At 37.2% G+C, this 23,440-nt stretch carries 24 protein-coding genes; 12 read left to right on the top strand and 12 right to left on the bottom strand.

Translation table 11 applies throughout. The features are described 5' to 3' along the window. Position 1: 1 nt before the first annotated feature. From pyrR to QM847_RS03310, 3 genes are all read right to left on the bottom strand, one after another. Entirely contained in the window at positions 2–523 is a 522-nt protein-coding gene (gene pyrR, locus QM847_RS03300) for a bifunctional pyr operon transcriptional regulator/uracil phosphoribosyltransferase PyrR (RefSeq protein WP_142557742.1), read from the bottom strand. Positions 524–731: 208 nt separating this feature from the next. Next, entirely contained in the window at positions 732–1,361 is a 630-nt protein-coding gene (gene nth, locus QM847_RS03305) for an endonuclease III (protein ID WP_414353789.1), read from the bottom strand. Then, positions 1,362–1,904, bottom strand: a complete 543-nt coding sequence (locus QM847_RS03310) for a YceD family protein (protein ID WP_414353791.1) — start codon at positions 1,902–1,904, stop codon at positions 1,362–1,364. A 168-nt stretch (positions 1,905–2,072) separates the two neighbouring features. Here QM847_RS03310 and QM847_RS03315 point away from each other — a divergent pair, with 168 nt between their 5' ends. Both QM847_RS03315 and QM847_RS03320 read left to right on the top strand, forming a co-directional pair. Then, positions 2,073–2,402 (top strand): helicase BlpT, encoded by a 330-nt coding sequence (locus QM847_RS03315; RefSeq protein ID WP_414353793.1) that lies wholly within the window; start codon positions 2,073–2,075, stop codon positions 2,400–2,402. Positions 2,403–2,647: 245 nt separating this feature from the next. Next, the gene (locus QM847_RS03320; RefSeq protein ID WP_414353795.1) at positions 2,648–4,207 is read left to right on the top strand and encodes an ATP-binding cassette domain-containing protein; all 1,560 of its coding nucleotides are present in this window, start codon (positions 2,648–2,650) and stop codon (positions 4,205–4,207) included. A gap of 43 nt (positions 4,208–4,250) precedes the next feature. Here QM847_RS03320 and htpX read toward each other — a convergent pair whose 3' ends face one another. Beyond that, positions 4,251–5,150 carry a zinc metalloprotease HtpX gene (gene htpX, locus QM847_RS03325; protein WP_414353796.1) on the bottom strand — a complete coding sequence of 300 codons (900 nt, stop codon included), beginning with the start codon at positions 5,148–5,150 and terminating at the stop codon, positions 4,251–4,253. Between the two features lies 1 nt (position 5,151). Next, positions 5,152–5,712, bottom strand: a complete 561-nt coding sequence (locus QM847_RS03330; protein WP_414353798.1) for a LemA family protein — start codon at positions 5,710–5,712, stop codon at positions 5,152–5,154. Between the two features lie 94 nt (positions 5,713–5,806). Between QM847_RS03330 and rsmG the strand changes: the two genes are divergently transcribed. Together rsmG and QM847_RS03340 are read left to right on the top strand one after the other, a co-directional pair. Beyond that, a complete protein-coding gene (gene rsmG / locus QM847_RS03335) occupies positions 5,807–6,520 on the top strand; it encodes a 16S rRNA (guanine(527)-N(7))-methyltransferase RsmG (protein ID WP_414353801.1) in 714 nt (237 codons plus the stop codon). 360 nt (positions 6,521–6,880) lie between these two features. After that, the gene (locus QM847_RS03340; protein ID WP_414353802.1) at positions 6,881–8,164 is read left to right on the top strand and encodes a uracil-xanthine permease family protein; all 1,284 of its coding nucleotides are present in this window, start codon (positions 6,881–6,883) and stop codon (positions 8,162–8,164) included. Positions 8,165–8,241: 77 nt separating this feature from the next. Here the strand turns inward: QM847_RS03340 and QM847_RS03345 are convergent, their stop codons facing one another. From QM847_RS03345 to QM847_RS03365, 5 genes are all read right to left on the bottom strand, one after another. Beyond that, positions 8,242–9,153: a DMT family transporter gene (locus QM847_RS03345; protein ID WP_414353804.1), complete on the bottom strand. Its 912-nt coding sequence runs from the start codon at positions 9,151–9,153 to the stop codon at positions 8,242–8,244. 9 nt (positions 9,154–9,162) lie between these two features. Further along, on the bottom strand, positions 9,163–10,095 hold the full coding sequence (locus QM847_RS03350; protein ID WP_414353806.1) for a serine hydrolase domain-containing protein: 933 nt from the start codon (positions 10,093–10,095) through the stop codon (positions 9,163–9,165). Next, on the bottom strand, positions 10,092–10,817 hold the full coding sequence (locus QM847_RS03355; RefSeq protein ID WP_414353808.1) for a CppA N-terminal domain-containing protein: 726 nt from the start codon (positions 10,815–10,817) through the stop codon (positions 10,092–10,094). Before QM847_RS03355 ends, QM847_RS03350 begins: the two co-directional genes overlap by 4 nt. Before the next feature lie 149 nt (positions 10,818–10,966). Beyond that, positions 10,967–11,785, bottom strand: coding sequence for an endonuclease/exonuclease/phosphatase family protein (locus QM847_RS03360; RefSeq protein WP_414353809.1), 819 nt, complete (start codon positions 11,783–11,785; stop codon positions 10,967–10,969). A 52-nt stretch (positions 11,786–11,837) separates the two neighbouring features. After that, entirely contained in the window at positions 11,838–14,024 is a 2,187-nt protein-coding gene (locus QM847_RS03365; protein WP_414353810.1) for a PTS transporter subunit IIBC, read from the bottom strand. A 194-nt stretch (positions 14,025–14,218) separates the two neighbouring features. Here QM847_RS03365 and QM847_RS03370 point away from each other — a divergent pair, with 194 nt between their 5' ends. From QM847_RS03370 to QM847_RS03405, 8 genes are all read left to right on the top strand, one after another. Next, positions 14,219–15,175, top strand: coding sequence for a TIGR01212 family radical SAM protein (locus QM847_RS03370; protein ID WP_414354353.1), 957 nt, complete (start codon positions 14,219–14,221; stop codon positions 15,173–15,175). Beyond that, positions 15,159–15,716 carry a class I SAM-dependent methyltransferase gene (locus QM847_RS03375; RefSeq protein ID WP_414353812.1) on the top strand — a complete coding sequence of 186 codons (558 nt, stop codon included), beginning with the start codon at positions 15,159–15,161 and terminating at the stop codon, positions 15,714–15,716. The genes QM847_RS03370 and QM847_RS03375 overlap by 17 nt, the downstream gene beginning before the upstream one ends. After that, entirely contained in the window at positions 15,709–15,963 is a 255-nt protein-coding gene (locus QM847_RS03380) for a hypothetical protein (protein WP_414353814.1), read from the top strand. Before QM847_RS03375 ends, QM847_RS03380 begins: the two co-directional genes overlap by 8 nt. Positions 15,964–15,974: 11 nt before the next feature. Then, the gene (locus QM847_RS03385; RefSeq protein WP_414353816.1) at positions 15,975–18,029 is read left to right on the top strand and encodes a cation:proton antiporter; all 2,055 of its coding nucleotides are present in this window, start codon (positions 15,975–15,977) and stop codon (positions 18,027–18,029) included. A gap of 39 nt (positions 18,030–18,068) precedes the next feature. Continuing rightward, the gene (locus QM847_RS03390; protein ID WP_414353818.1) at positions 18,069–18,929 is read left to right on the top strand and encodes a YihY/virulence factor BrkB family protein; all 861 of its coding nucleotides are present in this window, start codon (positions 18,069–18,071) and stop codon (positions 18,927–18,929) included. Between the two features lie 114 nt (positions 18,930–19,043). Then, complete coding sequence (locus QM847_RS03395; RefSeq protein WP_414353820.1) at positions 19,044–19,397, top strand: DUF3397 domain-containing protein; 354 nt, start codon at positions 19,044–19,046, stop codon at positions 19,395–19,397. A 122-nt stretch (positions 19,398–19,519) separates the two neighbouring features. Then, positions 19,520–21,157, top strand: a complete 1,638-nt coding sequence (locus QM847_RS03400; protein WP_414353822.1) for an N-acetylmuramoyl-L-alanine amidase — start codon at positions 19,520–19,522, stop codon at positions 21,155–21,157. A 184-nt stretch (positions 21,158–21,341) separates the two neighbouring features. Beyond that, on the top strand, positions 21,342–21,989 hold the full coding sequence (locus QM847_RS03405; RefSeq protein WP_414353823.1) for a hypothetical protein: 648 nt from the start codon (positions 21,342–21,344) through the stop codon (positions 21,987–21,989). Between the two features lie 173 nt (positions 21,990–22,162). On the opposite strand, the gene QM847_RS03410 is transcribed toward QM847_RS03405, so the two are convergent. Further along, the gene (locus QM847_RS03410) at positions 22,163–22,474 is read right to left on the bottom strand and encodes a hypothetical protein (protein ID WP_414353825.1); all 312 of its coding nucleotides are present in this window, start codon (positions 22,472–22,474) and stop codon (positions 22,163–22,165) included. 180 nt (positions 22,475–22,654) lie between these two features. Next, a complete protein-coding gene (locus QM847_RS03415) occupies positions 22,655–23,440 on the bottom strand; it encodes an ABC transporter permease (protein WP_414353827.1) in 786 nt (261 codons plus the stop codon).

The raw sequence follows: 23,440 nt of genomic DNA on the forward strand, positions 1-23,440 counted from the left end.
TTTAAGCTTCCTCGGTAATCAGAACTCTGTCTTGACCATCGAGTTCTGTCATCTCAACAATGATTTCTTCAGAACGACTGGTTGGAATATTTTTCCCGACATAATCTGGACGGATCGGTAACTCACGGTGACCACGGTCAACAAGTACTGCCAAACTTACACGAGCTGGACGACCTTTGCTAACGATATTATCAATGGCTGCACGAATGGTACGACCAGTGTAGAGAACATCATCAACCAAAACAACTTCTCGATCTGTCACATCTACAGAAATCAAGGAAGTATCTTCACCGCTTTTAACATCATCTCGATAGGGCTTAGTATCTAATTCTACAACAGGAACTGATAGATTTTCCAATTGTTCCAAGCGTTCTTGAATACGGCGAGCAATAAAGACACCACGTGTTTTAATCCCTGCTAAAACAATTTTATTCAAATCTTTATTACGTTCAATAATCTCGTAAGTAATACGAGTAATGGCACGCTTAACAGTTAATTCATCAACAACTTCTTTTGTCTTCATGACAAACCTCCAAAAAGAAAAGTCTCCTTCACCAAGGAGACTTCAGAATGTATAGTTAAGCTAGCCCTCCTCCAAAAAAAGGATAGACTTGTGCTTCTACTTGCTGTGGCTCCTTGCCTGCCTCACGGGACAGGATTAAAGGAATATTTAATTGCTACTAATATATCACAAAGGGATTAGCATTGCAAGAAAAAACCATATAAAAAACTTATAAGGAATTAAAGTCATACAACTGAGGATATTGATCACACTCAGGGTTTTTGGGATGGCAAATGGCACGTCCAAAATAGATCATAGCCTGATGGGCTGGCAACCACTTTTCAGGAGGCAAAATATCCATCACTCGCTTTTCGACTTCAAGTGGTGTTGCTGATTTTTTTACAATATCATGGTGTTTACAGATACGCTCCACATGAGTATCCACTGCAAAAGCTGGGATCCCGAATCCTACACTCATGACCACGTTAGCTGTTTTACGACCAACACCTGCCAAACTCTCTAATTCTTCCCTGGTCTGAGGAACTTGACCATTAAAATCCTCTAATAGTTGTTGGGCACATTTCTTGAGGAACTTAGCCTTGTTGCGGTAAAGTCCTAAACGAGAAATATGTTTAGCAATGTCACTCTCACTGGCGTCCGCCATGGCTTGAGGCGTTGGGAAGGCTTCAAAAAGAGCTGGAGTCGCCTTGTTTACTGCAGCATCCGTCGTCTGAGCTGACAACATCACTGCAACCAGTAGTTCAAAATGATTAGTAAAATCAAGACTAGGCTTAGCATCTGGAAAAAGAGCAATAATTTCCTCTATAACATGACGGGCACGTTTCTTGGATAAAACCATCTACTCGTCTCCGTCAAATAATCCTTGTAAGCCAGCAAAAGGACTATTTTCTTCTTTTTTGACTGCTTGTTGAGTTTGATATTCTTCCTCTGTCATGATTTGCCAGTCATTTCCAGAAACAAATCCCTGACCTTCTTCTTCTTCTGCCGTTAAGACCTTGATTGGAATATTGAGCAAGATATTATCTGAAACACTTTCTGCCAAGTCGATTTCACCATTTTCGATAGGTAAAACCAAGTCATCATCAAGAACTTCTTGATCCAGTTGATTAGTAGCACCTTCCATAAAGACTTCTGTCACTGGATAAGACTCTTTCAATTCTACAGGTTCCATACTACGACTAGAAGCTAGGACAATTGTATATGACAAGAGATAGTCTAGGAAAAACATACGGTCTTCATACTGAACCTTTCCAACTGCGACAATATCTTTTACGTCTAAAATTTCTTGGTTACGCTCACGTAAGTCAGCTGACAAGTCTAGAGGTTGCTCATAATACAAACCCTCAGGCTGCTTACGAATTTCTTGGATATTTAATTTCATACTTCCTCCATAAAGAATTACTTTCTTGATTATACCATGAAAAGAGCTCAAGCAAGATATCTAAACATCTAAAATATCTTTCTGTGTTTTTTGATATATTTATTATGACAAATATATTTTTTGTGCTATACTATAGGCATCAATACATGAGCAAAGGAGGAAGCTCATATGGAAGACAAAGTTCTTTTAGCTGAAGCCTATCAGCTCGTTTCAGAATTAAACCAAACAATACAAAGTTGTAAACAGGGATTGCCTGATGATCTACGCTTACAGCAAAATATAGACGAAATTCTCAGAGAACTGAAAAAAGCTGAGAAATTAGACAATGCTATCTTAATTGAACTGGAAAGCTTTTACCAACGGACTAGTCTTTTGATTGGACTTGGCTCACTGAAATTAAATGACCAGGCTCGCACTGCTTGGCGAAACTATGATAAGTTTCACTACGATCACGTTAAACATACGTTGACACTCTATGGACCTGTTTTTGGGTTTTAAAAATAGAAGATTTTCTAGCTTAATCTTGACAAATTTTCTCAAAAAGAGTATGATGATTCCAACAATACTCGGAGGTAAGGGAGACATGAACAACTAAGTCTATCAAATAAAGAACCTTTATTTAGTAGATCTTGTTTCTGTCTCTTTTTTGTGTGCTCTTTTTTTTTGCTGGATTTTCAGCCCTTTTAAAAGAGTTTTTTTGACATAGACGATTGGCTCTACTAGGTAAAGTAGAGCTTTTTGTTATGCACTATGAAAATTCTAGAAAGGGCAATCATATGATAAAAATCAATCATCTGACCATCACACAAAACAAAGATTTAAGAGACCTTGTTTCCGATTTAAACATTACCATCCAAGACGGAGAAAAGGTTGCTATTATAGGCGAAGAAGGAAATGGAAAATCAACCTTACTACGAGCTTTAATGGGGGAAGAATTGCCAAATTTCACTATCAAAGGAGACATCCATTCTGATTTTCAATCACTGGCCTATATTCCTCAAAAGTTACCTGAGGAGCTAAAAAATAGAACTCTACACGATTACTTCTTTTTAGAGTCTACAGATTTGGACTACAGCATTCTCTATCGCTTGTCTGATGAATTACACTTTGACAGCAGTCGTTTTGTAAGTGATCAAGAAATTGGTAGTCTCTCGGGTGGTGAAGCTTTAAAAATTCAGCTCATCCATGAATTTGCCAAACCCTTTGAGATTTTATTTTTAGATGAACCTTCAAATGACCTGGATAGAGAGATGGTTAATTGGCTAAAAAAACATATTCAAAAGATGAGGCAAACCGTTATTTTCATTTCTCATGATGAAGATTTTCTCTCTCAAACTGCAGACACCATTATCCACTTGCGACTGGTCAAGCACCGGAAAGAAGCGGAAACGCTAGTAGAGCATTTAGATTACGATAGCTATAGTGATCAGAGAAAGGCTAATTTTGCCAGACAAAGCCAGCAAGCTGCTAACGACCAGAGAGCCCATGACAAAACCATGGAAAAGCATCGCCGAGTTAAGCAAAATGTCGAAACTGCCTTGAGAAATACTAAAAATGATGTTGCTGGGCGCCTATTAGCTAAAAAGATGAAAAATGTTCTTTCTCAAGAAAAACGCTACGAAAAAGCAGCTCAGTCCATGACCCAAAAGCCACTTGAAGAGGAACAAATCCAACTTTTCTTTTCAGATATAGAGCCATTAGTGGCTTCAAAAGTCTTAGTTCGACTAGAAAATGAGACTTTATCCATTGGCCAACGAATTCTGTCCCAAGGGCTACAATTCACTGTCCGTGGTCAAGATAAAATCGGCATTATCGGTCCCAATGGCGTTGGCAAATCCACTCTTTTAGCAAAGTTACATCAACTACTAAGCGGCAAAAGAGAGATTTCGCTTGGTTTTATGCCACAAGATTACCAAGAAACACTACAATTTGATCTATCCCCAGTAGAATTTCTCAGCCAAACTGGACACAAAGAGGAAATACAGAAAATCCAATCTTACTTAGCCAGTCTTAATTTCAGCTATCCAGAGATGCACCACCAAATCCACTCCTTATCTGGTGGTCAACAAGGTAAACTTCTTCTTTTGAATTTAGTTCTGCGAAAACCAAACTTTCTACTTCTGGATGAACCCACACGAAATTTTTCTCCAACTTCTCAACCAGAAATCAGAAAACTCTTTGCCAATTATTCTGGTGGTCTTGTCACTGTTTCGCATGATCGACGTTTTTTAAAAGAAGTCTGTACGAGTATCTATAGTCTGACAGAGCATGGTTTGGAAGTAGTTGATTTACAAGATCTTTAACTTTTGGAAATAAAACATCCAGAGGAAAACCTCTGGATGTTTTTTACATATGTTTCAAACGCTCAATCCGTTCTGAAATAGGTGGATGCGTATAAAATAGTTTTTTTAAGAAACCTCTTTTTTGAGGATCGTTAATATAAAGTGCACTACTAGCATCATCCACATGATGACTCATGGGTTGACTATTGTCTAATTTTTGTAAAGCATTGATCATTCCTTGAGGATTACGAGTTAGTTCTACGCTTGAAGCATCCGCCAAAAATTCTCGTTGGCGAGAAATAGCTAATTGTACTAAAGTTGCTGCAAGAGGTGCTAGAACAATGGCTAGGAGAGAAATAACTAACATAATCACTTCAAGTCCCCCACTATCTCGATCATTACTTCTACGACTACGGCCAGCACCTCCCCACCACATCATACGACCAGCCATACTTGATAATAGCGTAATCGCACTAGCTAGAGCAACAGCAATAGTTGAAATACGAATATCGTAGTTGCGAATATGGCTAACCTCATGACCGATCACGGCTTCTAACTCCTCACGGTTCATGATATCTAACAGTCCTGATGTAGCTGCTACAGCAGCATTTTGAGGATTAGAACCTGTGGCAAACGCATTTAAGCTAGCATCATCGATAACATAAACACGTGGCATTGGAATTTGAGCTACCATAGCCATATCCTCCACAACATGATAGAGAACTGGTTCTTCATTTCTGTCAACTTCACGCGCCCCATTCATGCTCATAACAATCTCTGTAGATTGGAAAATCATGGATACTGCATAGACAAGTCCAATAAGAATAGCTAAAGTTACTCCCATCAAACCAGAGTTCATAAATAAATAGCCTACTGCATAACCTACTAAAGCCAATAGAAGGAAAAATACAGTTAAAAGAACTATTGTTTTACGTTTATTACTTGCAATTTGTTGATACAGCATTTTACTCACCTAGACTAGAAAAATCAACCTTAGGCAGCGCTTTTTCTTCTTCAGGTGTTTGAAGAAAGTCAGAAGCTTTAAACCCAAAAATCAGAGCAACCAAATTACTTGGGAAGGTTTCTAATTTAACATTGTAGTTGCTAACGACACTGTTATAAAGCTGACGAGAGTAAGATATTTTATTTTCTGTGTTAGTCAATTCTTCTTGTAATTTAGCAAAGTTGCTACTAGCTTTCAAGTCAGGGTAATTCTCAGCCACCGCAAAGATACCAGATATCTGACGAGTCAGTGAATCACTAGCTTTCATGGCTTCTGCAGGTGTAGTTGCTGCCGCTACTTGTGTTCGAAGTTGAGTCACTTTTTCAAGTGTAGAACTTTCATATTTCGCATAACCTTTAACCGTTTCAATCAAGTTAGGCAAAAGATCATTTCGACGCTTCAACTGAACATCAATCTGACTCCATGCTTCCTTTGTTTGCATACGTCCTCTAACTAGGCTGTTATAACTAATAACCACAAAGAAAACAAGAAGAGTAGAAATTCCAAAAATAATCCAAGACATAGTAGGATTCCTTTCTCATTTAAGATTAGTACCAGTATATCAAATTTCCATATTTTTGTGGTAAAATAAGATGACATAAAAGAAGGACAGAACTATGAAACCAGAAACATTTTACACATTACTTGACCAACAAAATATTATTCTTACTGACCAGCAAAAACTTCAATTTGAGCGCTATTTTGAACTCTTAGTCGAATGGAACGAAAAAATCAATCTAACTGCTATTACAGAAAAGGAAGAAGTTTATCTTAAACACTTTTATGATTCCATCGCTCCTATCCTACAAGGGTTGATAGAAAACCAAGAAATTAAGTTACTGGATATTGGCGCTGGTGCAGGATTCCCAAGTCTTCCTATGAAGATTCTCTACCCTCAGCTAGATGTGACCATCATTGATTCACTCAATAAGCGCATTAACTTTCTTCAGCTTTTAGCTGAGGAGCTAGAACTAGAAGGTGTTCACTTCTACCATGGTCGCGCAGAAGATTTTGCTCAAGATAAGAATTTTCGTGCCCAATTCGACATTGTGACAGCTCGTGCAGTTGCTCGCATGCAGGTCTTGTCTGAATTAACGATCCCTTATCTAAAGGTAGGAGGAAAACTTTTGGCACTTAAGGCCAGTAATGCACCAGAGGAATTGACGGAAGCCAAAAATGCTCTCAATCTTCTCTTTAGTAAGGTTGAAGATAACATCAGCTACACACTTCCTAATGGAGACCCTCGCTACATCACCATTGTAGAAAAGAAAAAGGAAACTCCAAACAAATATCCACGTAAGGCTGGTATGCCAAATAAACGCCCACTTTAATTGTTTTATTTAAACTGAGTCAGCATCAACTTCGTGTCTTTGTTTCTCGGCTCGGGAAAAAACGATTTACAAAATCATGCCTCGCTTTTTTGTTTCTTGTCTCGGGAAAAAATGATTTACAAAATCATACCTCGCTCTCTTATTTCAGGGCTCGGGAAAAAATGATTTACAAAATCATTTTTTTCTGCTATACTATCACAAGCAAAGGTTTTTAATGTCATCCCGTGAGGTGACGAAGACGCAGAAATATATGAAATTCTTTAAGAATGAGATAATTCTCTTTTTAAAGAAGTCTTACTCTGAGAGCCTATTGCTGTAAAATAATGGGCTCTTTTTTGATGCCCAAAAAGTGAGGTATTTATGAAACAAGAATCAACTGTTGATTTGTTACTCGACGTTGACCAACGTCCTTCTTTTGGTAAGGGAATCCTACTCAGTTTCCAGCACGTTTTCGCCATGTTTGGTGCCACCATCTTGGTACCACTGATTTTGGGAATGCCTGTATCTGTTGCCCTTTTTGCATCAGGTGTCGGAACACTGATTTACATGGTATCTACTGGCTTTAAAGTTCCAGTCTATCTCGGTTCTTCTTTTGCCTTCATCACTGCAATGTCTCTTGCTATGAAGGAATTGGGTGGCGATGTTTCTGCCGCTCAAACAGGGGTTATCTTAACTGGTTTAATCTACGTTCTTGTTTCAACTAGCATCCGCTTTGCTGGTACAAAATGGATTGATAAACTTTTACCACCAATCGTTATCGGACCTATGATTATCGTAATTGGTCTTGGTCTTGCAGGTTCAGCGGTAACAAATGCTGGTCTTGTTGCTGATGGCAACTGGAAAAATGCTCTTGTAGCTGTGGTTACCTTCCTCATCGCTGCCTTTATCAATACAAAAGGAAAAGGATTCCTTCGTATCATTCCTTTCCTCTTTGCCATTATTGGTGGATATATCTTTGCAGTCTTTCTTGGTCTCGTAGACTTCTCACCTGTTCTTCAGGCTAACTGGTTTGAAGTTCCTGGCTTCTACCTACCATTTAGCACAGGTGGTGCCTTCAAAGAGTACAACCTATACTTCGGTCCTGAAACAATTGCAATCCTACCAATTGCTATTGTAACAATTTCAGAACACATTGGAGACCATACAGTATTAAGCCAAATCTGTGGCCGTCAATTCTTGAAAGAACCAGGTCTTCACCGTACCCTTCTTGGTGACGGTATTGCAACATCTGTATCTGCCTTCCTTGGTGGTCCTGCTAATACTACTTACGGTGAAAACACAGGGGTTATCGGTATGACTCGTATCGCTTCTGTATCAGTTATTCGTAACGCAGCCCTTATCGCCATTTCACTAAGTTTCCTTGGAAAATTCACTGCCTTGATTTCAACAATTCCAAATTCCGTACTTGGTGGTATGTCAATCCTTCTTTACGGAGTTATCGCCAGCAACGGTTTGAAAGTATTGATCAAGGAACGTGTAGACTTTGGTCAAATGCGTAACCTTATCATAGCAAGTGCCATGTTGGTACTTGGACTTGGTGGAGCAATCCTTAAACTTGGTCCAGTTACCCTTTCAGGTACTGCCCTATCAGCAATGACAGGTATCATTTTGAACTTGATCTTGCCATACGAAAATAAAGACTAATGTAAAAAAATAAAATCCACTCTTTTGAGTGGATTTTTTATATTCAATACTAACTTTTTGATAAGATAACATAACCTCTACGCTGATTGCTTTTTCTTTTCTAGCATTAAATCTTTCAATGAAATAATAGTTACCGCTAATAAAATCATTGCCATACCAAGAAAATCCAAAGGATAAAAGATATCTCCCATAATCATGAAAGCAAAGAATACAGCAGATATTGGTTCAATAGAGGCTAAGAGACTAGATTTGACTGGCCCAATCATACTTGCCCCCTTTAGAAAGGCCGTGTAGGCAAAAACAGTCCCGATGAGAATAATTCCAGCAAATGCTAAGAAAATATCAAAAGACATAGGTAGACTAGCACCGATAATCCCAGTAAATGGCACTGCTACAAAACCTGAGATGGTCATACCGACACCAATAACCAGAATGCTCCCCCATTTTTGAATGAGTTTAATGGGTAAAATGATATAAAGAGCATAGGTTAAAGCAGAGAACAAACCCCAAAAGAGACCTGCTGGTGTCATAGAGAGCTGATCTATTTGACCGTGAGTCGCAATTAAAAAGGTTCCACCTATAGCCAAAAACATAGAAAGGATTTCTACTATAGTAGGTGCTACCTTGTCCTTTATACATGTGTAAGCCAAGATTCCAACAGGACAGACATACTGAAGCACTGTCGCTGTACCTGCATTTGTCTCCTGAATAGCCGATAAATAAGCCAATTGATTCAGAAAGAGCCCAAATAAAGAAAATAGTATGAGAGAAAACAGACTTGATTTATCCTTTAAAAAAGCTAGAAATTGTTCCTTAGATTTTATATAGGATAATAAAACCAAGAGCAAACCTGCAACAATCAAACGGATATTGGTCAGAACTAGAGCTGAAATCCCATGAGCCATCAGGTACTGACCACTGGTTCCAGACAAGCCCCAGGCAATGCCTGCAATCACTGTAAAAAGAGTTCCTTTAAAGGCTTTTGACATACTTCCTCCCTAGTCTGCTTCACGAATTAGGTCCATGACCTGATTACGGTCTAGTATCCACTGGCTACGCTCATCCTTTTCGTAGGTTCTATTGGACAAGAAAATAGCAGCTTCCTGCTTATTGCTATTCCACATGATAAAGGTACCAGTATATCCTGTATGGTCTAGCCAATCTCCTTCAAGATTCCAGGCTAAGGAGCGTTCCTTATCACTTAAATCCGAAAAATTCTGACTTAAGTCTGCAGCAAAATCATCCTGTAAATAATGCTCTAGGAAGATTTTTAAATCCTTCACAGTTGAAAACAATCCAGCACTCCCTGCATGTTTCCCAAGCAAACGTGCCTTTGGATCATGCACCACTCCTGCTTTCTGACCACGAACAGTCGGAACGGCACTGTTAACAGGACCAAACCTCGTTTCCTTCATCTTCCATGGATCCAAAACTTGCTCTTGTAAAATCTTGTCTAAGTCTTTTTCAAAGTAGTTCTCTAGGAGAAAACCGAGCAAGAGAAAGTGCACATCTGAGTATAGAAAAGCCCTCTTCTCTCGTCGATTCAAATGAAACATAGCTTCTTTCAATTCTTCTGCATTCAACTGATCTCTATTGATAATAAACGGATCCAAGTCCGTAGAATGTGTGAAGAGTTGACGAATGGTGATATCTGGATAATCCGCCTCTGGAAGATAGGATTTTATGGATTTATCTAAGTCAATCTTGTCTTCCTTCCACAAAAAGATTAAGACTGTGCCAACTCCAACAACCTTACTGACACTAGCTAGGTCATATACTAAACCATTGATAGTCTTTTCCGCTGTTTCTGGATTTGCTTCTCCTAGATACCAGTCAGACCAAATACCATCCTGATAATACGCAAAAGAGGCACCAGGATAAATCCCTGCCTCAATTTGTTGCTCTATTTTTTGAATGATTTCTTGCTTCATACTTCTTCAAACCACAATTCGATATTGTTAATATCTGTTGTCAAAAAGAACTTCTCAGATTTAGGAACAAAGTATCCTACTGACTCAAATTTCTGACTAAGACTTGGAATATCCAATTTTTCTACTTGAAACTTCAACATAGACAAATCCCAAGTAATAGAATTTTCGATCAGTAAATCCTCACCTTGAGCTTGTTTAAATATCAATTTCTTATCTGTTTCTATATCTTCAACTAAACTCTTAATTTGATTTGGCAAATGAACTTCCGTTGAAATTTCGAATTCAGACAAGTAGATCATACTATCATTTTTAGAAAAGTTCACTTCCTCTTCAAGCTTTTTTAATTCATTTACATCATCTTCTGCATGAAGAAGGATAAGGTGATCTTGAGGTGAATGAATTTCAAAGGCATAGCCTTTTTTTCCTTTAAATAGTTTAGGTAAAGTTTCCATACGAGCGAGTAGAGCTTCAATCTCTGAAGGATTTTTTACTTTAACGATTAACTTAGCTAATTTCTTAATCCCTTCGACCTTACGGGTTCTCATACTTGGCGATTCTTCTAAAACAAGTTTTTCAAGACCTGATTGGTCCCCTAACGATAGGAAAGCTGATTCCTCCAATAAAGGTTTCATCCCTAAAGTATTTACATAAAACACTTCATTTATATTTCGATTATTTACTTTTAGCGTTGGGATAATACGCACAGTTTGATTTACATTCATAAATTCCTCCAACACTTTTTATTTTAAAGGATTTTATCCTATTTTACAAGTTATACAATCAAAAACTTTACCTATATTAATAACATTAACAAGCAAACTCCCCTCAAAAAAATAAGGGGAGTTAATCTATTTTTAGGATATTTTGGACTTTAATCTTTCCAAATAAGTTCTGTTTTTAGACCATAATGGTCACTGACTTGTGGACTATTTTGTCCATCAAAGACTACATGTAAGTATTTAACTTGTAAATCTTTTGTCGTAAACACATAGTCAATTCGAAGAGGTTCTGAATTCCCTTTCCAGCCATCGATTTCAGGTGGGACTGTATAGCTACCGCTTCTTTCTTGAGCAGCTTCATAGGCATCTTGTAGTGATAAGGGACTTGCAAGAATGGTCTGATAACCTTCTTGCCCAGCTGGATTATTAAAATCACCTGCTAGTAAAAGTGGTTTATTTAAATCAGTTAAGACTGATTCAAATCGAGCCCACTCCTCTTGGAAGCCTTTATCCCACCATGATAGGTGCACACTTGCAACTGCAAGATCTTTCCCATCTACCGTCGTTTCTACTAAGGCTACTCTGCGAGTATGATAGTCTGTAGGATCATCGACATCTGAAACTAAAATTTCTCGTGCTTGGATTTGGTTTTTAGAAAGTATTCCAACACCTTCATGATATCGATCATAGCCGATATGGTTGTAGGCCCAAGTCCAATAGTATTCTCTACCAGCCTTCTTCAACTCTTGGACCAAAAGATAGATATAATGATCTTGATGAATTGGCTCAGCTGATGGTAGGGGATGATAAAGTTCATCTGTTTCGGCAAGAATTGAACTTATTTCTTGGTTAATCTCTTGAAAACAAATCAGATCGTAGTCTTGTTCAAGAATGTCTTGAAGTAAAAGTCGGAATTTTTCTTGGGGATCTTTTTCCATCCAACTATGGGTATTTAGTGTTAAAAATTTCATACTTTTCTCCTATAAACAAGAGGTTGGAAAAACATTTCCAACCCCTGTCATATTACAATTCAACTTTGGCAACTACTGTTTTAGCTGCAAGTGAACCTGTTTGTTCTAGTTTAACTGACTTGATAGCATCTGAATTTGTAAATACAACGATTGTAGTTGTTTCACGACCAGCTTCACGAATCGCATTTAGATCTGCTTCAACCAAGAGGTCTCCAGCAGCAACTGTTTGACCTTCCGAAACTTTTACTTCAAATGGTTTACCTTCAAGGCTAACAGTATCAAGACCGATGTGAACAAGAACTTCAAGACCAGATTTAGTCGTAATACCAAGAGCGTGTTTAGTTGGGAAAACACTTGAAACAGTACCAGCTACTGGAGAAAGGATATGTCCATTAGATGGTTCTACTGCGAATCCGTCACCCATCATTTTTTGAGAGAAAACAGGATCCTTAACTTGTTCTAATTCAATTACTTGACCGTCAGCAACAGAGTATACTTCTTCTGTCACACCCTTAAATTCTACTTCAGCTTTTTGAACTTCAGTCATTTGGTGTGGAAGTGTTTCTGGAATAACTTGACCTGAATCAAGAATATCTTGGATATCTGATTTAAGAACGTCAGCTTTTGGTCCGTAGATAGCTTGAACTCCTTGTCCTTTCATGACAAGCCCCATAGCTCCTTCTGCTTTCCATTGTGCTTCAGAACCAACTTTTTCAGCATCTTTTACTGTAACACGTAGACGAGTCATACAAGCGTCAACATCAACGATATTAGCACGTCCACCAAGAAGATTGATAATATTTACAGCTTGAGAAGCTGCAGCAACTTGCCCTTCTCCGTTAGATCCTTCTTCAATAGCACCTTCAGCTGTTTCGTAATTTCCATTACGTCCTGGAGTAGCATAGTTGAATTTTTGAATCATGAAGTTAGCAATGAAGTACATGATAACTGCAAAGAGGACAGTTACCCAAACAAAGTTAATGATATCCATTCCAAGACCTGCGTTAACAGCCAGTGGAGTACGAGTTAAGAATTCGATAGAACCGAATGAGTGCACACGTAGGTTTACTACGTCAGCCATAGCAAAGGCAGCACCTTGAACTAGTGAGTAGACAAGGTAAAGAGGTGTTGCAACGAACATGAACATATATTCAATCGGCTCAGTAACACCAGTCAAGAAAGTTGCAAGAGCTGTCGCAATCATCATTCCTTTGTATTGGTGTTTCTTGTCTGCTTCAACATTACGGTAAATCGCAGCAGCCACACCCATCAAAATACCAAACGAACCAATCATTTGTCCAACTTTGAAACGAGCTGGATGTACTGTATCTAACAAGTGTTGGTATTGACCTGCGTCAGTACCTTTAAGGTTTACAAGGTCAGTTACCCATGCAAGCCAAAGTGGATCTTGTCCAAATACTTGAGTGCCTTTTGCTGCACCCGTTAAGACATCATAAGTACCACCAAGAGCTGTATAGTTCATTGGGATAGTCAACATGTGGTGAAGTCCAAATGGCAAGAGTAAGCGTTCCAAAGTTCCATATAAGAATGGTGCTAGAACTGGAGCTGTTTCTTGAGAGTTAGCAATCCAAATACCAAAGTTGTTGATACCTGTTTGAACAACTGGCCAAGCAATTGAGAGAACAATCGCTGCAATCGCTGAACGAAGAATAACTACAAACGGTACAAAACGTTTTCCGTTAAAGAATGAAAGTGCATCAGGAAGTTTACGGAAGTTGTAGTATTTGTTAAAGGCAGTTGCCCCTACAAAACCAGAAATAATCCCTACAAATACACCCATGTTAAGTGCTGGAGCTTCCATAACACTAATAAAGTAATCAGAAACTTTGATTGATCCACCCAATAGTGTTGAAACCATAGCATTTGGATCTTTCAACATGTCTCCTGATACACCAAAGATTGTACCAGTGATACGGTTGATTAAGATAAATGCTAGACCGGCAGCAAAAGCACCACCAGCACGTTCTTTAGCCCAGCTTCCTCCAATAGCGAGGGCAAACAAAATATGAAGGTTACCGATAACTCCCCAACCAATTTGCTCTAGTACGCCACCAGTAATAACTAGTGGAGCAAGGTTTGGGTCAATCAATGCAAGTGACTTACCGATTGAAATCATCAATCCAGCCGCTGGCATAACAGCGATAACCACCATTAAAGCCTTACCGAATTTTTGCCAAAATTCGAAAGACAAGACATTTTTGAATGTATCTTTCATCATCCAAATCTCCTTATTTTTTATTTACGCAAACGTTTTACGAAAACGTTTGCAGTATTTCTACTTTTAATTATATCACTTTAAAAATTTTTGTAAAGGTTTTTTTAAAAAAAATTGATTTTTTTTTTAAATACAAAGAGATTTTTAAAACTTTTATAAACTAGCTGTTTTTGAGTTTGTGAGTGATTTCTGTTATAATATTAGCTATGAAATCCTATAATACCTTGAATGATTATTATCGAAACTTATTTGGAGAAAAAATCTTTAAAGTTCCTATTGATGCTGGCTTTGACTGTCCAAACCGTGATGGAACTGTTGCTCATGGTGGTTGTACATTTTGTACAGTCTCTGGATCTGGAGATGCTATTGTAGCACCTGATGCTCCTATCCGTGAGCAGTTTTATAAGGAAATAGACTTTATGCACCGAAAATGGCCTGATGTAAAAAAGTACCTGGTCTATTTTCAAAACTTTACCAATACCCATGAAAAACTAGAAGTCATTCGAGAACGCTATGAACAAGCTATTAATGAACCTGGGGTAGTTGGGATTAATATCGGAACTAGACCTGATTGTTTACCAGATGAAACGATCGAATATTTGGCAGAATTATCTGAACGGATGCATGTGACTGTTGAATTGGGATTACAAACTACTTTCGAAGAAACTTCTGACTTAATCAATCGTGCTCATTCTTATGAATTATATGTAGAGACGGTCAAACGATTGAGAAAATTCCCTAAAATTGAGATTGTAGCACATCTGATCAATGGCTTGCCTGGGGAAACCCATGAAATGATGGTGGAAAATGTCCGCCGTTGTGTCAGTGATAATGATATCCAAGGGATTAAACTGCATCTACTCCACTTAATGACCAACACTCGAATGCAGCGTGATTATCACGAGGGTAGATTGCAATTGATGAGTCAAGACGACTATGTAAAAGTTATTTGTGATCAGTTAGAAATTATTCCAAAACATATCGTTATTCACCGAATCACTGGAGATGCACCTCGACATATGCTAATCGGCCCGATGTGGAGTCTTAATAAATGGGAAGTTTTAAATAGTATCGAAACTGAAATGAGACGTCGAGGAAATGTTCAAGGATGTAAAGCAATAAAGCAGGAGTTTAACAATGAAAAGACCGCTTGAAATGGCACATGATTTTCTAGCTCAAGTCATCACAAAAGATGACACTGTTGTAGATGCAACAATGGGGAACGGCCATGATACACTATTTCTAGCAAAATTAGCTAAACAAGTTTATGCCTTTGACATTCAAGAACAGGCATTAGAAAAAACAAATCAACGCTTGCAAGCAGCTGGCTTGACCAATGTGCAGTTAATATTGCAGGGACATGAAACTGTTGATCAGTTTGTGTCAGAGCTTAAGGCTGCTATTTTCAATCTGGGTTATCTTCCTTCTGCTGACAAATCTGTTATCACACGACCTCACACTACCATAGAGGCTCTAGAGAAGCTTTGCAATAGGCTTGTCAAGGGTGGACGAATTGCCATCATGATTTATTATGGTCATGAAGGTGGTGATCTTGAAAAAGATGCTGTTCTAACTTATGTCAGTCAATTACCTCAACAAGAATATACTGCAACTATTTATCGAACTCTTAACCAAGTTAATAATCCTCCATTTTTGGTGATGATTGAAAAATTAGAAAGGTATCGACATGGATAAACAATACCTGCGAGACAAAATTGAGGCCATGCGCCATAACTTCGTTGAATCAACTGAGCATGAGCGAGCTGTTGGGATTTTGGATGAAGCTCGAATGACTAAGAGAATGCTTAAAATCAAGAAAAAACTCATTTCACTCGAAATGGAGCGATGTCAAAAAAAAATCGAGCATAAAGACTGCTCCCTAATCGATCAAAAAATCCACGAACAAAAGGAACTTTTTGAAGCCTGTCGACAGCATAAATAGGAGGAACAAGTATGGACTTACTATTTTATCTCCTCATTTTTTTGCTAGTTCTCATCGTATCGAGTACTACCAATAAGCTATTTCCTTTTATGCCAATGCCACTTATCCAGATTCTACTGGGTATTGTGATAGGACTTTTTTTACCAAATAATCAGTATCACTTAGACACTGAGTTATTCCTAGCTCTTGTAATTGGCCCCCTCCTCTTTCGTGAAGCTCAAGAATCAGATATAACTTCTATCTTAAAACACTGGAGAATTGTACTCTACTTGATTTTTCCAGTTATCTTTATTTCAACTCTGAGTATAGGAGGACTTGCTCATGTCCTTTGGGTTAGCTTACCTTTATCTGCCTGTGTTGCAGTTGGAGCCGCATTAGGGCCTACTGACCTTGTTGCATTTGCTTCACTTTCTGAACGATTCACCTTTTCAAAACGGATTTCCAATATCTTAAAAGGTGAGGGGCTTCTAAATGATGCTTCTGGTCTAGTTGCCTTTCGTATGGCTTTAATAGCTTGGACCACAGGTGCTTTTTCTCTTTCTCAAGCTGGAAGTTCCTTAGCGATATCAATAATTGGCGGTTTTGCAATAGGCTTTTTAACAGCCATTATTAATCGTTTTTTACACACCTTTTTACTCAGTGTTCGCATAACGGATATTGCTAGTGAACTATTATTGGAATTAAGCTTACCACTTTTAACTTTCTATCTAGCAGAAAACCTTCATGTTTCAGGCATTATTGCTGTTGTAGTAGCAGGGATTTTAAAAGCAAGCCGCTTTAAAAAAATAAATCTACTGGAAGCTCAGGTTGACACTGTCACTGAAACGGTTTGGCATACAGTGACCTTTATTTTAAATGGTTCCGTATTTGTCATTCTAGGAATGGAACTAGAGTGGATTTCTGAACCAATTCTCAAGAGCCCATTTTATAATAAACTACTGCTGCTGTTTGGTATTTTTCTTTTAACCTTTCTACTCTTTGCAATTCGCTTCATCATGATTTACGGTTTTTATGTATTCCGTATCAAAAAACTCCAAAAAAGTCTCCATAAGTATATGAAAGATATGCTACTGTTGACGTTTTCTGGTGTAAAGGGTACAGTTTCTATAGCAACAATCTTGCTCATTCCCACTAATTTAGAGCAAGAACATCCGCTACTTCTCTTTTTAGTCGCTGGTGTAACCTTGCTCAGTTTTTTAACAGGCTTAGTTGTACTTCCACATTTATCCGAAGAACAAAAGACATCAACTGACCAACTCATGCATATCGCAATTTTAAACGCAGTTGCAGTCGAGTTAGAGAAGGATTTGGATAAAACAAAAAATAAAGTTCCACTCTATGCAGCTATCGATAACTACCATGGTCGAATAGAAAACCTTATTTTGAGTTTAGAGAACAAAGAAATTCAAGAAGACTGGGAAGCTCTTAAACTGCTGATCCTTAGTATCGAGAGTGATAGTTTGGAACAAGCTTATGAAGAAGGCAAGATTGGTGAGAGAGGCTATCGTGTCTATCAACGTTATTTAAAAAATATGGAAAAAGGAATCAATCGAAACATTGCCTCCAGAATTACTTATTATTTCCTAGTATCATTGCGGATTATTCGTTTTATCATTCATGAGATATTAACATTTGGTAAAACCTTCCGTTCATGGAAAGATAAGGACAAGCATATACTTCAGGCCATTGATTATGATCAAATTGCTGATCTTTATCTAGCCAATACGGAAATCATTATTGAAAGTCTTGAAAATCTTAAGGGAATCTATAAGAGTACCCTGATCAGTTTCATGCAAGAATCAAGGCTACGTGAAACTAGTAATATCACTAGTGGTGCTTTTGTTGAACGAGTTATCAATAAGATAAAACCAAACAATATTGATGAAATGCTTAGAGGTTACTATCTTGAACGAAAATGTATCTTTGAGTTTGAGGAACAAAAACTCATCTCAGCACAATATGCAAAAAAATTAAGGCAAAATGTCAACAATCTTGAAAGCTATTCTCTTAAAGAATCTGCTAATACATTGCCTTATGATATGATGGAGTTGGTAAGAAGAAATTAGGATTTTTCTTAAAAAATAAAACACTTTGGAGAGTATAAAATGAAAAAGTTGTGGATACACCTAACTGAAAGACCCTTAATAAAAGCTTTTTTACATTTTTATAAAGAGTCAGATAGTGAGTTAACTAGTGTAGCTGTCGCTTACTACTGGTTAATATCGATTTTTCCGCTAATCATGATAGCGGTCAACATCCTTCCCTATTTTCAAATCCCTATCGCTAATTTTTTAATTGCACTTAAGGAATTTCTACCCGATTCTATGTTTGAAGTGATTGAAAAAATTGTTCGTGAAGTTCTTACGCAACCATCGACGGGATTACTTAGTTTTTCAGTTTTATCAGCTCTATGGACTTTTTCAAAATCAATGGATTTCCTTCAAAAGGCTTTCAATAAGGCATACGGTGTTGCAAAAAATCGAGGACTTATCAGTCATCAGCTTATGTCCTTACTCGTTAGTTTTGGATTACAAGTCCTCTTTGCTTTAGCATTGTTCTTGAGTATGTTTGGCCAAATGCTCTTAAACTTTCTTAAGAACTATTGGCAATCTGATAGCATTTTGTTTGATTATATACAGGATTTTACAGGTCCTATCATCTACATACTTCTGTTTGCCATCTTGGTCATGCTCTATTACTTCTTACCAAATGTAAAGGTAACTAGTATTCGTTACATTCTACCTGGTAGCATCTTTGTACTAGTGACACTTATGCTATTTTTGAATATCTTCTCAACATCTATAAACACATATGTTAATCATCTTGTCGATGTCCGTTTTTTCAGCTCTATTATCGTGGTTGTAATTATGTTTTGGTTTATTTTAATTGCCAAAGTTCTAATCCTCGGGGCTGTTATCAATGCCAGTGTGCTAAGTCTTAAGGATCCGAGATATAAGATTCATTAGTTTTGTAAGAACATAAATAACATTTTTAACTATTATTTAAAGACTGGATTTAAAAGGTTAATTAATCAAAGGACTAAGATTTCTTTTATCAAAACTTTATGATACAATAATGATATGATTTTAATAAAACTTGCTTCCGTTTTACTTTTGGTTTTAACCATAGCTTTAGCTATTATTATTAGCAGATTTTTTAAACTAAAGAAAAAAGGTATTAATTTTGCGGATTTAGCCTTTCCATTTTTAATTTTTGAATATTATTTAATTACTGCAAAGGCATTTACCCACAATTACCTCCCTGTACTTGGGATAGTTTTGTCCTTACTAGCAATTATTTTAGTCTTTTTCTTTCTTATCAAAAAACGTAGTTTTTACTATCCGAAGTTTATTAAATTCTTTTGGAGAGCCGGTTTTTTGATTACTTTTATAATTTATATCATAATGATTGTTCAAATCTTTTTGATGGCATAAACCATAATTTCATGCATTTCATTTTGAAAAATAGAAACAAAGCACTTACTTTACAAGTGCTTTTCTGATATACTTAGTATGTTAAAGATCATTATAAAAAAATTAAATAGGAGAATAATTTAGTGAAAAAAACAATTATGGCAAGTGCCATCACACTTTCAGTTTTAGGATTGACTAGTCCTGTTTTTGCTGAAGATTCTAAAATAGTAGAAACTACTATCAGGGATAAGGCAACTGAAGTTAAAGAAAAAATAGAACTGCCATCGAGTGAGGAACAAACAACAACTACAAACACTCCTCCTGCCAGCAAACCTAAAGAAGAAGCTAAAGTATCTGAGACAAAAAAAGATGGATGGATAAAAGAAGATAATCAGTGGCGCTTCTATGAAAATAATAAACCCGTCACCAAATGGAAACAAATCCAAGGTAAATGGTACTACTTCGACAAAAATGGGAACCGCCTTAGCAATACTACCTTTGATGGCTATGCATTTGACAATGATGGTGTTATGTCTAGTGGAGGTTGGATTAAGTTAACTGATAAATGGTACTACTCAAATTCTTCTGGTAAAATTTCTCAAGAAAAATGGGAAAAAATCGGAAATTCTTGGTACTATTTCGACAAAAATGGGATTATGTTGAGCAACACAATCTTTAATGGCTATCTTTTCTCAAATAGTGGTGCTATGGCCACTAATTCTTGGGTAAAGATTAACGAACAATGGTACTATGCTCAAGCATCTGGAAAACCAACTCAACTAAAATGGGAAAACATTGGAAACACTTGGTACTTCTTTAACGCTGAAGGTGCTATGGCCAGCAACCAATGGAAAGGAAACTACTTCCTTAAAGCAAGTGGAGCTATGGCTAATAAAGAGTGGATTTTCGACAAAACTTACAATAGCTGGTTTTATATAAAAGCTGGTGGAACATATGCAGCAAATGAATGGATTGGTTCATATTATCTAAAATCTGGCGGTTATATGGCTAAAAATGAGTGGATTTATGATCCTTCTTATAAAGCATGGTACTACCTAAAAGATGATGGTGTCTATGTCACTGGAAATCATAAAATCAATGGAAAAACCCACCAATTCCAAAGCAACGGAAAATGGATTGCGGAACTTTCAGGAACTCCAGCATTTGAAAAAGGTAAGTATACCAAAGTTATTTTCTTAGATCCAGGTCATGGTGGTCGAGACTCCGGTGCATTTTACTATAACATTGCTGAAAAAGACTTGAACATGCAAATTTACAAAAAACTTCGTAAAGAACTGGAAGGACTTGGATACACTGTTCTAACTTCTCGTGAGAGCGATGTTTATGTTGATTTTGTAACTGAGCGTTCAAAAATGGTCAATAAGACCAATGCTGACATGTTTATTAGTATTCACTTCAATGCTACAAGTAGTTCTGCTTCGAACATCAGTGGTATTCAAACATATTCTTATGAACAAAACCCTGATTACCCTACAAAGATTAATTCTCAATGGCATAATCATCCAGACCGCATTAGTGAGAGCAACCGCTTAGCAGCAGCTATCCATTCTTCACTTTTAGCTGAAACAGGTGCCAAAAATGCTGGACTACTGCATGGTAGTTTTGCTGTTCTTAGAGAAACTAATAAACCTGCTGTCTTACTTGAATTAGGATACATGAGTAACTTCGATGAAAATCAACGTATCCGCAATGATGCCTATCAAAATAAACTAGTTAAAGGTATCGTCAAAGGTATTCAACAATACTATGCTGGTAAATAAAGCAAAAAGCCCCGAGATAACTCGAGGCTTTTTCATATCAAACACCTAACTTTATTAGATCTTTGAATGAAAAAGTTCGTTTTTTAAAATTATAAATACTTGACAATATATACATATATGATACAATTAAAATAATAAGGTTCGCCTTAGAAATAAAATGAAAAATTAAAGAGGAGATAAAACAATGAAAAAAGTTTTATTAACAAGTGCATTAGCATTGTCAGCAATCGCTAGCGTTTCTTATGCAGCTACTGAAGTTCCTTCTATCCCAGGAGTAACCGCTCCAACTTCTGGAACAGTTACAAAGGCAAATGCTGCTAATAACCATAACAACCGTTTTGGTTTCGCAGTTTCTCCATTAAACAAGAAAGCTTTCAGTTTTGCAGGTGCTAAGACTTATCCAGCTAAGCCAGTTGCAGGTACTGATGGAAAACCTTTGGATGATTCAACTCGTGCGTTTGGACACAACACTCGTTTTGGTGCAGGATTTAACGCTGCTAAATCAGCTACTCCAGCTCCAGCTAAACCAGCTACTCCAGCTCCAGCTAAACCAGCTACTCCAGCTCCAGCTAAACCAGCTACTCCAGATCCAAAAGCAATTCCAGGTGTAACACGTCCAGCTACAGAAATTGTTACAGAAGCAGGTGCTGCAAATAACCACAACAACCGTTTTGGTTATGCTGTTTCAAAACAATATGATAAAGCTTACAGTGTATCAAGTGCTGAAACTTATCCAGCTAAACCAGTTGCGGGTACTGACGGTAAACCTTTGGATGATGCAACTCGTGAGTTTGGTAACAACACTCGCTTTGGTGCAGGATTCAACAAATAATCTAAGCTATTTATCTATTTTAATTAACTCTTAATAGCTTATTAAAAAGAGAAAACCGATTTGGTTTTCTCTTTTTTCTTTTTACTCGACAAAATTTATCTGTTCAACTATTCTGTTTAGAAGATTTATATATATACCTTAGTGTTCGTTTGTTTATAATGGTAAAAAACTTATTAGACTTTCATATCTTTATCTGGAAATAGAAAACTAATCCCCACACAGGCCAGTACTCCGGCACCAATCACTAAACCATTTGAAAGTGGCAAGATGTCAAAAATAGCATTTGCAATGATAAAGGCAATAATCAAGCTCATGAGACTGGCCTTATAATCTTTTTTAACCAAATTCTCAAGAGCAAAGAATAAGAATAGACCTACTGGAAAAAGTGCCCAGATGTTAACATCCAAACTTGGCCATCCAACTAAACCAAAAAATAAGACTGCTACTGCAATGATTAAAAATCCGATACCTAATACTTTTTTCATGATATTACCTCATTTTCTTTTTTGTTAGGAAGCTTCATCTCCCTTTGACAATTACTACTATAACAGAAATAAAAATCGCAAACAATAGGTTTTGCCTATCTGGTAGATTTGGCAGATTATGTGGTCAGAATTTTATAAAAAAAAAAAGAAGCCTGTCCTGAGACTAGGCTTTATTTATTTTTAAGAACCTGCACTTTCGTATGCGTCTAATCCCCTATCCCAGAGTTTCAGAGAGATGCAAAAGAAGATAAGAGAAATCAGAATCAAACCACCAATATTAAAGAGTCCATCCTTTCCTTGCAAGAAATAGCTGGCAGGATAGTAGGCCGTAAAGGCGAAAGGTACAATAAAGCTAATTAACCAACGAAGGAGCGAATTGTAAATAGAAATAGGATACTTGGCAAAATCATTAAACATATAGAAAATGTAAATCATGGCACCTGACTGCTTGGTCCAAAAAGCGATGCTGGCTGTAGCAATTTTCAAGGAAGTATAAATCAAGGTCGCAAAAGGAATACAAACTAGAAAAATCAGGAATTTTGAAAGAGTCCAAGCAATGCTAGTCACTGTTGTACCTAATAGAATGCCACCGACCAAGAGTTCACCCAAGGCATCAATCTGAAAGGTCTCAACGAGGATGTGAAAGAGAGGATTGATAGGACGAGTCAGATACTTGTCAAACTCCCCTTTTCGAACTAGTCGTTGACCTAAAGCCCAGAGATTGTCAAAAAAGAGATGATCTAATCCCTTTGGAATTAAGGAAAATCCATAGATAAAGGCAATTTCTTGAAAAGTCCAACCTTCTAGGGAGGGAATGTGTTGAAAGATGACATTGAGAAACAAGAGGTTCAGGCCTTGAGTCAGAAAGACTCCCAACACACCAACCACAAAATCTACCTTGTATTCCATGATTTGCTTGATGTACTGTCTGATAAAAATCAGATGCATGCGTTGATATTTTTTCAT

Origin of the sequence: Streptococcus timonensis, from assembly GCF_047463455.1 — a bacterium.
GTDB lineage: Bacteria > Bacillota > Bacilli > Lactobacillales > Streptococcaceae > Streptococcus > Streptococcus timonensis_B.

Excerpts from the sequence above, each read along its gene's own strand:
- pyrR (WP_142557742.1), bottom strand. The coding sequence starts at position 523 with ATGAAGACAAAAGAAGTTGTTGATGAATTAACTGTTAAGCGTGCCATT.
- nth (WP_414353789.1), bottom strand. The coding sequence starts at position 1,361 with ATGGTTTTATCCAAGAAACGTGCCCGTCATGTTATAGAGGAAATTATT.
- QM847_RS03310 (WP_414353791.1), bottom strand. The coding sequence starts at position 1,904 with ATGAAATTAAATATCCAAGAAATTCGTAAGCAGCCTGAGGGTTTGTAT.
- QM847_RS03315 (WP_414353793.1), top strand. The coding sequence starts at position 2,073 with ATGGAAGACAAAGTTCTTTTAGCTGAAGCCTATCAGCTCGTTTCAGAA.
- QM847_RS03320 (WP_414353795.1), top strand. The coding sequence starts at position 2,648 with ATGCACTATGAAAATTCTAGAAAGGGCAATCATATGATAAAAATCAAT.
- htpX (WP_414353796.1), bottom strand. The coding sequence starts at position 5,150 with ATGCTGTATCAACAAATTGCAAGTAATAAACGTAAAACAATAGTTCTT.
- QM847_RS03330 (WP_414353798.1), bottom strand. The coding sequence starts at position 5,712 with ATGTCTTGGATTATTTTTGGAATTTCTACTCTTCTTGTTTTCTTTGTG.
- rsmG (WP_414353801.1), top strand. The coding sequence starts at position 5,807 with ATGAAACCAGAAACATTTTACACATTACTTGACCAACAAAATATTATT.
- QM847_RS03340 (WP_414353802.1), top strand. The coding sequence starts at position 6,881 with ATGAAACAAGAATCAACTGTTGATTTGTTACTCGACGTTGACCAACGT.
- QM847_RS03345 (WP_414353804.1), bottom strand. The coding sequence starts at position 9,153 with ATGTCAAAAGCCTTTAAAGGAACTCTTTTTACAGTGATTGCAGGCATT.
- QM847_RS03350 (WP_414353806.1), bottom strand. The coding sequence starts at position 10,095 with ATGAAGCAAGAAATCATTCAAAAAATAGAGCAACAAATTGAGGCAGGG.
- QM847_RS03355 (WP_414353808.1), bottom strand. The coding sequence starts at position 10,817 with ATGAATGTAAATCAAACTGTGCGTATTATCCCAACGCTAAAAGTAAAT.
- QM847_RS03360 (WP_414353809.1), bottom strand. The coding sequence starts at position 11,785 with ATGAAATTTTTAACACTAAATACCCATAGTTGGATGGAAAAAGATCCC.
- QM847_RS03365 (WP_414353810.1), bottom strand. The coding sequence starts at position 14,024 with ATGATGAAAGATACATTCAAAAATGTCTTGTCTTTCGAATTTTGGCAA.
- QM847_RS03375 (WP_414353812.1), top strand. The coding sequence starts at position 15,159 with ATGAAAAGACCGCTTGAAATGGCACATGATTTTCTAGCTCAAGTCATC.
- QM847_RS03380 (WP_414353814.1), top strand. The coding sequence starts at position 15,709 with ATGGATAAACAATACCTGCGAGACAAAATTGAGGCCATGCGCCATAAC.
- QM847_RS03385 (WP_414353816.1), top strand. The coding sequence starts at position 15,975 with ATGGACTTACTATTTTATCTCCTCATTTTTTTGCTAGTTCTCATCGTA.
- QM847_RS03390 (WP_414353818.1), top strand. The coding sequence starts at position 18,069 with ATGAAAAAGTTGTGGATACACCTAACTGAAAGACCCTTAATAAAAGCT.
- QM847_RS03395 (WP_414353820.1), top strand. The coding sequence starts at position 19,044 with ATGATTTTAATAAAACTTGCTTCCGTTTTACTTTTGGTTTTAACCATA.
- QM847_RS03405 (WP_414353823.1), top strand. The coding sequence starts at position 21,342 with ATGAAAAAAGTTTTATTAACAAGTGCATTAGCATTGTCAGCAATCGCT.
- QM847_RS03410 (WP_414353825.1), bottom strand. The coding sequence starts at position 22,474 with ATGAAAAAAGTATTAGGTATCGGATTTTTAATCATTGCAGTAGCAGTC.
- QM847_RS03415 (WP_414353827.1), bottom strand. The coding sequence starts at position 23,440 with ATGAAAAAATATCAACGCATGCATCTGATTTTTATCAGACAGTACATC.